Consider the following 8,633-nt stretch of genomic DNA (forward strand, 5'->3'; position numbering starts at 1 on the left):
GGAGCAGGCTTTCGCTGCTGCGTAGGGGAGCGCCCAAGGTCCGTGAAGGGCTCCTTGAGGGAATCAGATTCCCTCAAGGAGCCCTTCACGGACCTAGAGGCTCAGCCGGCCGGCGTCGTCCGGACTGACCGAAACCGCCAGCTCCGCCGGATGTAGCTCGACCGTTTCCGGTGCCCCGTCGAGCAATTCGAGCAGCCGCGGCAGGTACTTCGTCAGCACGCCGGTGTTGTGCGCTTCGAGAGCAGCGCGCGAGGGATACTTCTCGATCACCGTCACCCGCGACGGATCCTGTTCGACGTAAAAGGCATACCGCAGCGTGTCAGGTTCATCTCGCAGCACCTCGGGAACCAGGTCGGAAAACAGCGCGAGCATTTCGGCACTGCGGCCCGGCTTGGCCTTGAGACGGGCAATGACAACGATCTCGGACAAAAGAATCTCCTGCTTGTTTATGCGCCGAGCACCGGAAGGCGCAGCGCGGATGGGTAACTCTCGTTGTGGTGCAAGGTGTGCTGTGCGACGACCGCCTCGTCGAGAGTGCCGAACTCCGGCACCGTGCGAGTGTGCAGGTTGCGGCTGAAGCGCGGAAAACTGAACCCGGCGATCTGCACCCGAATACGGTGCCCGCGGCCGAACCGATGCGCGACGTCGTGCAGCGTAACCGTCACGCGACTGGGCTCTTCGGCGGCAAGCCAATCGGTGTCGCCGCCGTTGCGATACCGCGCCCGTTGCGCACCTTCGGCGACATTGAGCGCGAAACCGTCCGGCTCGACGTCCACCAAGGTGACGCAGATGTCGGCGTCCGGCGCGGTGCTGGTGACGTACGCGATCAGTTCGGCTTGACCGGCGATCGTCACGTCCTCAGACAGCGGCGCACTAGTGTAAAGAAGCACGTCTTCGCGCCCGTCGACTGCGCGCTGATCCTGAATGCCGCCCGGTGCCGCGGCCGGGTCGCCCTCGAAAGCGATTACCCCGCCGTGCGTGGGAAATGGGTCGCGCGGATCGGCGGTGAACGTCGCCGCTCCATGGCCGTCCTCGCGGCTCAGCAGGCCGCCTGAGGAAAGCGCCCATTCCTCGACCGTCGACGCAGGCGGCCAGGCCGAGGCATGCGCCCACGTATTCGATCCGCCGACGAAATAGCTGACCCGCCCGGCCAGATAGGGCTCAGCCGCAGGGTAATCCGAGCTGTCGCCGCCCCGCAGATGCCGATCGAAGAACGCCGCGAGCACCGGGCTCCACGTCGGCACCCCGGCCGCCGCGTTCGGCAACACCCGCGCGCCCACGTCGCCGAACGCGCTGTAAGTGCCCGCGTGAGTCCACGGACCGGCGATCAGGCTGGCGTTTTCGTTGCCGGACAACCGGTTCGCGAGCCGGAACTGCGTAGGGCTCGTGAAGTCCCGGTACCCGCTGATCTGCAGAAACGGAATGTCCACCCGCTCCGGCTCGGTGAGCAACGTGGGCCGGTCCCAGAACGGATCGTGCGGCGACCGCAGCCAATCCGCCCAGAACGGCGCGACCCGGCTGTCGTCGAGCGGGGCAATGCCGGTCAACGGCAACTGGCTCACCGCCGCGGGACGGTCCGCGAAGGCCTCGTCCAGCAGTTCGCGCACCCGTTCCCGCTCGGTCGCGCTCAATGAGGTGTGGTCCAGACCTTCCTGTGCCATCCCCAAGGCGTACAACGTCAGAAACCCCAGCTCGAACAACCCGCCCGGCCGTGCGGTGTGGCGCATGTCGGCAGTCCCGATCATCCCGACCGCCGCCTTGAGCCGCGGATTCCTCGCCGCGACGGCTTGCAGCACGGTCATCCCCAGATAGGACGAGCCGTAGATCCCGACATTGCCGTCGCTCCAGGATTGCTCGGCGGCCCAGTCGATCGCGTCGGAGGAATCGTCGTACTCCTGCGTGATGAAATCGAACTCGCCGCCGGATCCGAACCTTCCGCGGCTGTCCTGCACCAGCACCGCGAAGCCCTGCCGGGCCAGCCACACCGGATCGGCCACGAGCCCCGACACCCGGAAAACGCCCGTACGGTCGTAAGGCGTCCGGTGCAGCAGCACCGGCCACCGGCCGTCCGCGGCAGGCCGGTACAGGTCGCCGACGAGGGTGACGCCGTCCCGGGTCTTCATCTCGACACCAGCGTCGATGCGCGGTGGATACACGGTTACTCCCATCCGGAGAGGGGCTGTCTCGGTGCGGCCGACCGTAGCACTAACGGTTGCAAAACACTAACCGTTGTTGTTAAGTTGGCGGCATGAAAGCAGTGCGCTTCGCCGCATACGGCGGCCCCGACGTCCTTGACCTGGCAGAAGTGCCCGAACCCCACGCCGGCCCCGGCCAGATCCGCGTAACCGTGCGAGCGGCAGGCGTGAACCCGCACGATTGGCGCACGCGAGAGGGTCAGTTCCAGCGGATCCGCCCCATCGAACTGCCCTCCGGCGTCGGTCAAGACGCGTCCGGCGTAGTCGACGAGGTCGGCGAGGGCGTCACCGATGTCGCGGTAGGGGACCTGGTGTTGGGCCGTGGCTCAAACACCTATGCCGAGTTCGCCGTCCTGACCTCCTGGGCGCCCCTGCCCGCGGGCCTGACCTTCGCCGAAGCCGCCGGATACCCGTCGGTGGTCGAGACCGCGCTCCGGGTCATACGGCTGGTCGGTGTCCAAACTGGACAGACGCTCCTGGTGAGCGGTGCGGCCGGGGGAGTCGGATCCGCGGTCCTGCAGATCGCCCGCGAGCGGGGAATCAAGGTGATCGGCACGGCCAGCCCCGCGAACCAGGACTACGTGCGAAGCCTGGGCGCCATCGCGACCCCCTATGGCGAGGGCTGGGTCGACCGGGTCCGCCAGCTGGGCCAGATCGACGCCGCCCTGGACCTCAACGGCACCGGGGTCATCCGCGGTCTCCTGGATTTGACCGGGGATCCTTCGCGAGTGATCACCATCGCCGACCTGGAGGCCCCGATGCTGGGGATCCGCTTCGCGGGGGTGGGCGGGAACATGAAGGAAGCGCTGGCCGAGACAGTAGCCCTTATATCGCAAGGAAAACTCCACATCCCGGTCGAGAAGTCCTACCCGCTGGCCGAGGCTTCGGCGGCGCATGCGGACAGCCAGGCCGGGCACACTCGCGGGCGTCGGGTTTTGCTGGTCTGACGTAACGGGGCACCGCCGGACTCGCCTGGAGGTGCCCGCACGTGCCGTTATTCGTGCACCCATACAGTATTGAAGGACGCGCCGCGCGGCCCGAGCGGCAGTGCGGTCTGCTTCGTGACGCCGCTCGTCGGGCTGACCTGGTTGACGTGCCCGAGATCCCAATGTGCGTTGTCGAGAGAGCCGACGTGCCCCCTGGTGTCGGTCACGGACACCTGGTCGTATCTCACGGCCCCGTAGTTGGGCAGGAAGAACACGCCGTCGCCCGCGTTTCCGCCCAGCGGAGTCTCGGTGATCACCTCGGCGTTGACCCGGGGACAGCCGCCCATCTCCGGATAGCAGGGCTGGACCTGGATCAGCGTCTGCCCGGTCGACTGGTCCTTGACGACGATGCGGAATCTCTTGGCCGCGGCCTCGTAGGTGACGGTGGCGTCGATCAGGTCTCCCGGCTTGATCGGGTTCGCGAGCTGGATGTCGTTGTGCGGGAACATCTCCCACCAGAGCGCGTATTGCGGGACGCCGTTGACGCAGCGGGCCGAAGAACCGCCCTGCTCGACGACGTCGTTCCACCAGCCGTCCATGCCCACCCAGGAGACGACCCAGGCGTCTTTGTTCTCCGGACAGGTGACTTTGGGCTGGATCCACCGCGCGTGCACGGACTGGAAATCGGTCGTGTGGGCCGCGTTGGTGGTGAAATACCCGGACCAGTTCCGCGAGGTGAAGTTGGTGACCGTGCCGGCTCCCGGCCTGCGCGTCGCCGGGCCGACTTGTCGCTGGTCTCGGGCTGGGGCGGCAGACGTGGTGGCGGGCAACGGTTTCGCGGGAAGTTGCGTCGCGGGCAGCGGAAGCAGCGCCCCCGCGGCGAGCACCGCGACCGTTCTCGCCAGGTTTCTCCGCGGTCGGCTTGCCGGCACGGGCTTCCTCCTTGTCGGCGGATTTCTTGGTGCGCCAGGGAATACGCCGCAACCGTCGTCAGCGTCATCGAACGTGTTCGCGGACGTGTCATTGGTCTTTCCTTTTCGCCAGCGGGGAACGCATATTCCAGTTCGCCGGAAGGCTCGCTCAGTGTGGCACGGGCACACCTGCCGGACCAGCGCCGAGCGGCCGAAAGTCCCGCAGCCGCTGGCGGTTCCGCCGCGAGTGCGACGTCATTTCCTTCGGCCGCGGGCGAGGACACGCCATTGTCGATGCCGCCGGGACGCGTTCTGCGCGGAATTCGTAGGCGGGGCTGGCGAATCGTTGAACCGGATGCCGTGGCCGTACTCGACAGTCGGCCAGTGCGTTGTCGGGTTCGGCGGAGCGGAGGACCCTGGAAGGGTGGCGCGGTCGACGGAGCGGGTGGTGCGCGAACTCGCGGCGCTGCCCGGACCGGGGCTCCGGGCGAGCGAACTGGGAGAGGCGCTGTCGCGGGCTATCGCGCCGCTGGCGGCGCACGATGCGCTCCGGCTCTTGGGATTCTCGCCGAGCACGCCGATCGGCCTGGGTTCGTTCGGGTTCGTGCACGGCTACGAACCCGATTTCGGGCAGGCGCTCTACCGCGGTCTCTGGACCGGAGCCGATCCCTGCCCGTTGAGCGTTTTCCAGCGGCGGCCGATCCCCGGTTGCGTGGCAGGCACCGGCGAACCGCGGCACCGGGCGACCCGGCGGATGTTCGGCAGCTACGGCGTCGGGTGCGAATTGCGGGTGGCGTTGCGCACCGCACGCGGCATGTGGGGAACGATCGCCCTCCTGCGCGCGGAACACACGCAACCGTTCACCGAGCACGACACCGCCTCCGTCGCGATGCTCACGACCGCGCTGGTCGGTGTCCTGCGGCGGCACGTCGTCACAGCACCGTTGACTCCCGTCCAGTCGGCCCGGCCCGCCGGGGTGCTCATCCTCGGCGCGGACGACCGGATCCGGGCAGCCACCCTGGACGGCCGCGACTGGCGCGACCAGCTCCACTGCCACGATGCAGGCCCGGACTGGGCGCTCGACGCTGGACTCTCCATCCTGGCGAAGGAAGCCCGCGCCCGCGGCGACAATCCGCGCACCGCGGCGCCGCTGTTCGTGGGACCGGCCGCGAGCTACGGGCACTGGGTGGCAGCCCAGGCACAGGCTCTCGACGGTGACAGCGCGGGGGACGTCGCCGTCGTCTTCCAGCAGGCCACCGGCGACCTGCTGCTGCCCTATTTCGGCGACTGGCACGGCCTCACTGCTCGCGAACGGCAGGTCGTTTCCCATCTGTGCCAAGGAACAGCGGCGAAACAGATCGCCAGGCGCCTCACCGTGTCCGTGCACACCGTCAACGAACACCTCAAATCCGTGTACCGCAAAACCGGAGCCGAAGGACGGGACCACCTCGTCGCCGCCCTGAACGGCTGAGCCAGTGCGACCGAAGTCAACCCTCAACATCCGGTATTCGACCAGGCCCGGATTCGCGCGACAGTGGTGATCGGCGCCCGGCCCGATCGGACCGGGACGACCGTCGGAGAGAGGATTCCGCATGAGAATGGCGAAACGGTCGGCCACCGTGCTGGCGGCCGTCGCGATCGCGGCGACCGGAGTGTCCGCAGCGCCCTCGGCGACCGCCAGCGCCGCCGGCGACGAGGACTTCAAAGAATTCACGATGTGGTTCGACGTCGGCGAACTGTCCAACACCAACGAGTGCATCCCGTCCTGGGTGACCGCCCGCTACCGGGACCCGGCGTCGGGCAGCGACACCTGGACGAGGCTCGTCCGGACCACCAGCAACGGCTGCGAGCCCGACATCGAGCACCTGCAGAAGTACGGCGACTTCCAGTTCACCAACAGCAAGGTCAACCTCCTCGCCGGCCCGAAACCGGGACAGCACCTGCACTGGAAGGACCTCACCAGCCTGATCCTGACGGTGACCACGCCGAACACCCCGCCCGGGCGGCAGAAGTGCGTGGCCACCAACAGGTACGGCATCTGGGGCCTGGACACCAACAACTACTGGCACGAACTGGTCAACCAGGAATTCCCCTACGTCTTCTGCGACGGACACAACGACCTCGAACTGTTCGTCACGCACTGACGCACCGGAAACGTGGTGAGGGCCTCCGCGGGGGAGAGGCTCTCACTGCCGGCGCGTCGCACCGTCCAGCACGCCGATGTGCCACCGATGAGGCCGCGGAGAACGGTCGAACGGCTTCAGGGAATAGGTCGTAGCGCACCACGCCGCGATGATCTGCCGGGGCTGGAGAACGAATTCCTGGCTCAGCGCGACCTCCTTGCCCATGTCGCTGACCACGAAGCTGAGCCGATGTCTTCCGGGCGCGAGGTCGACCCAGCGCACCGAGCGGTCGTCCGGATTCCCCCGGTACAATTCACGCGATCCTTCGCGGACCACGACCGAGCGGAAGTACCGGTACCCGTTCCGGTTGTTCGACGGAATGACCGAGTAAGCCAGCATTCCCGTGCGCCCTTCGCGACGGGCCTCGCGCAGCTTCCGGCGCGCGCCCCATTTGAGCTGTCGCGGGTTCAGCGGCCGCCGCTCGCTGGTGTCGGTCATCCCGATTCGCTTCCTTCCCTTGCCGCGTCACGATTCTAGGCCGGTCGGCCAGTTGCGCCTAATCGAAGACGGGCTCGCTGACGTCCTCGCGTTCGGCACCCTGTTCGTCTCCAATCCGGACCTGGTCGAGCGCCTGCCCGCCGGTGGTCCGGGCTTGGCGTCGTTTTCGCCGTGAAAGGCCGCTTGCGTCAGAAGAAGAACCCCCGCGGAGGCGTAGAGAAATCGCGACAAAGAGTCTATTGAGGACGGTCGCGAGACATCCGGCAGGGTGCGCCCACGGTGGATTCCTTCCCTGTCGGCAGTCGTCCTCGCCTGGACCGGCGAACCTGTTCGTGGCACGGCGCTCGGGGCCGGGGTCAAGGTGCCGATGAGACGCCCGGCCGGTGGCGGGTGGCGTTGCTGGTTAGCCTGGACGGCCCGCGTCGCTCGTCGCTGTCGCGTGGGGGAGCCGCGCGGGATACTGCGGTGTCACTGGATTCATCGTCCCCCTCTTCGGGAAGTGATGCGTGATGAATGGAACTGGTTTCCGCACAGTGATCGCGAGCACGGCCGCCGTGCTGATCATCGGTTTGCCGATGGCTTCCCCGGGCGCGGTGGCCGCCGGTCATCCCCGGCAGGCAGCCGCGAGCGACTGGCCGACCTATCACCGCGACAACGCGCGCACCGGCGACGCCGCCGATCTCGCCCCGCTGGGCACGCTCGGCACCGCCTGGCAGTCCACTTTGGACGGTGCGGTGTACGGTCAGCCGCTGGTGGTCGGCGGGCAAATCCTGGCCGCCACGGAGAACAACACCGTTTACGCGCTCGACCCGGCCACCGGCGCGACCCGCTGGTCGGCCCACCTCGGCGAGCCGGCGCGCCGGTCCGAGCTGCCGTGCGGGAACATCGACCCGCTCGGCATCACCAGCACCATGGTGTACGACGAGGCCACCTCGCGGGTCTACGCGCTGGCCGAACTCACCGGCGGGCAGCACGTGCTGGTCGGGGTGAATGCGGGAACCGGTGCCGTGGAAGTGCGAACGGAACTGGAGCCGCCGCGGGGAGACCGAATCGCCCATCAGCAGCGAGCGGCGCTGACCTTGTTCAACGGCCGCGTTTACGTGCCCTACGGCGGGCTGGCCGGCGACTGCGCGAACTACATCGGCTCCGTGGTGTCGGCGACCACCGCCGGTACCGACCCGATCAGCTACGCCGTGCCGACCACCAGGGAAGCCGGGATCTGGGCCCCGGGCGGCGGCGTCGTCGACGGGCAGCGGCTGCTCTATTCGGTGGGCAACGGCGAATCCACGATGACCTACGACGACAGCGATTCCGTGCTAGCGCTGTCGCCCGACCTGCAGCGGGTGGACCTGTTCGCCCCGGACACCTGGGCCGACGACAACGCGCAAGACCTCGATCTCGGCTCGTCCAGCCCGACCCTGCTCGGCGATCACGTGATCGCGGTCGGCAAACGGGGAACCGGATACGTGCTGAACCACGACAAGCTCGGCGGCATCGGCGGGCAACTGGCGACGGCCGACATCTGCCAGTCTTTCGGCGGCAGCGCGACCAGCGGAGACACCGCGTACCTGCCCTGCACCGACGGCCCGGCCGCAGTGCGCGTCGACGCGAACGGCACCCCCACCGTGGTCTGGCGCGCCGCAGCCTCCGCGAACGGCTCCCCGACGGTGGGCGGCGGCGCGGTATGGGTGGTGGACTACAACACCGGCGACCTGTACGCGCTGTCCCCGGCCGATGGCACGGTGCGGAGCCAGATCAATCTGGGCACCGTCCCGCACTTCGCCTCTCCCACCCTGTCCGGTGACCACGCCTACGTCGGCACCATGACCGGAGTGGTGGCGGTCTCCGGCGCCTGACCCGAGGCGATACCTTCAGCCGCGGCGGCACGCACCATTCGGCGGGGGGGGGGTGGGGGCAAAGGGGTAAGGGCCTTTGGGGCACCACCTCGGTTGGAAACGGGTTTACCGCCTCCCAGCCCGG

9 protein-coding genes are annotated in these 8,633 nt (G+C 68.1%); 5 read left to right on the top strand and 4 right to left on the bottom strand.

All coding sequences use genetic code 11. The annotated features are described in order from the left end of the window. Window positions 1-93 precede the first annotated feature (93 nt). Both ACFXI3_RS45430 and ACFXI3_RS45435 read right to left on the bottom strand, forming a co-directional pair. Entirely contained in the window at window positions 94-429 is a 336-nt protein-coding gene (locus ACFXI3_RS45430; protein ID WP_378408308.1) for a putative quinol monooxygenase, read from the bottom strand. A gap of 17 nt (window positions 430-446) precedes the next feature. After that, complete coding sequence (locus ACFXI3_RS45435; protein WP_378408310.1) at window positions 447-2,156, bottom strand: CocE/NonD family hydrolase; 1,710 nt, start codon at window positions 2,154-2,156, stop codon at window positions 447-449. 92 nt (window positions 2,157-2,248) lie between these two features. Between ACFXI3_RS45435 and ACFXI3_RS45440 the strand changes: the two genes are divergently transcribed. Continuing rightward, complete coding sequence (locus ACFXI3_RS45440; protein ID WP_378408312.1) at window positions 2,249-3,142, top strand: NADP-dependent oxidoreductase; 894 nt, start codon at window positions 2,249-2,251, stop codon at window positions 3,140-3,142. A gap of 47 nt (window positions 3,143-3,189) precedes the next feature. Here ACFXI3_RS45440 and ACFXI3_RS45445 read toward each other — a convergent pair whose 3' ends face one another. Further along, on the bottom strand, window positions 3,190-4,053 hold the full coding sequence (locus tag ACFXI3_RS45445; RefSeq protein WP_378408314.1) for a G1 family glutamic endopeptidase: 864 nt from the start codon (window positions 4,051-4,053) through the stop codon (window positions 3,190-3,192). 403 nt (window positions 4,054-4,456) lie between these two features. Between ACFXI3_RS45445 and ACFXI3_RS45450 the strand changes: the two genes are divergently transcribed. Continuing rightward, entirely contained in the window at window positions 4,457-5,503 is a 1,047-nt protein-coding gene (locus ACFXI3_RS45450) for a helix-turn-helix transcriptional regulator (RefSeq protein ID WP_378408316.1), read from the top strand. A 121-nt stretch (window positions 5,504-5,624) separates the two neighbouring features. Beyond that, complete coding sequence (locus tag ACFXI3_RS45455; protein WP_378408318.1) at window positions 5,625-6,176, top strand: hypothetical protein; 552 nt, start codon at window positions 5,625-5,627, stop codon at window positions 6,174-6,176. A gap of 42 nt (window positions 6,177-6,218) precedes the next feature. Here ACFXI3_RS45455 and ACFXI3_RS45460 read toward each other — a convergent pair whose 3' ends face one another. Continuing rightward, on the bottom strand, window positions 6,219-6,653 hold the full coding sequence (locus ACFXI3_RS45460; RefSeq protein ID WP_378408320.1) for a hypothetical protein: 435 nt from the start codon (window positions 6,651-6,653) through the stop codon (window positions 6,219-6,221). A 52-nt stretch (window positions 6,654-6,705) separates the two neighbouring features. Between ACFXI3_RS45460 and ACFXI3_RS45465 the strand changes: the two genes are divergently transcribed. Both ACFXI3_RS45465 and ACFXI3_RS45470 read left to right on the top strand, forming a co-directional pair. Then, the gene (locus ACFXI3_RS45465; RefSeq protein WP_378408322.1) at window positions 6,706-6,828 is read left to right on the top strand and encodes a hypothetical protein; all 123 of its coding nucleotides are present in this window, start codon (window positions 6,706-6,708) and stop codon (window positions 6,826-6,828) included. Between the two features lie 334 nt (window positions 6,829-7,162). Beyond that, entirely contained in the window at window positions 7,163-8,509 is a 1,347-nt protein-coding gene (locus tag ACFXI3_RS45470) for a PQQ-binding-like beta-propeller repeat protein (RefSeq protein ID WP_378408324.1), read from the top strand. Window positions 8,510-8,633 lie beyond the last annotated feature (124 nt).

Origin of the sequence: Amycolatopsis sp. NPDC059235, from assembly GCF_042754125.1 — a bacterium.
GTDB lineage: Bacteria > Actinomycetota > Actinomycetes > Mycobacteriales > Pseudonocardiaceae > Amycolatopsis > Amycolatopsis albidoflava.

Bases quoted from the DNA above. Each gene is read 5' to 3' on its own strand.
- ACFXI3_RS45440 (WP_378408312.1), top strand. From the start codon at position 2,249: ATGAAAGCAGTGCGCTTCGCCGCATACGGCGGCCCCGACGTCCTTGAC.
- ACFXI3_RS45455 (WP_378408318.1), top strand. From the start codon at position 5,625: ATGAGAATGGCGAAACGGTCGGCCACCGTGCTGGCGGCCGTCGCGATC.
- ACFXI3_RS45460 (WP_378408320.1), bottom strand. From the start codon at position 6,653: ATGACCGACACCAGCGAGCGGCGGCCGCTGAACCCGCGACAGCTCAAA.
- ACFXI3_RS45470 (WP_378408324.1), top strand. From the start codon at position 7,163: ATGAATGGAACTGGTTTCCGCACAGTGATCGCGAGCACGGCCGCCGTG.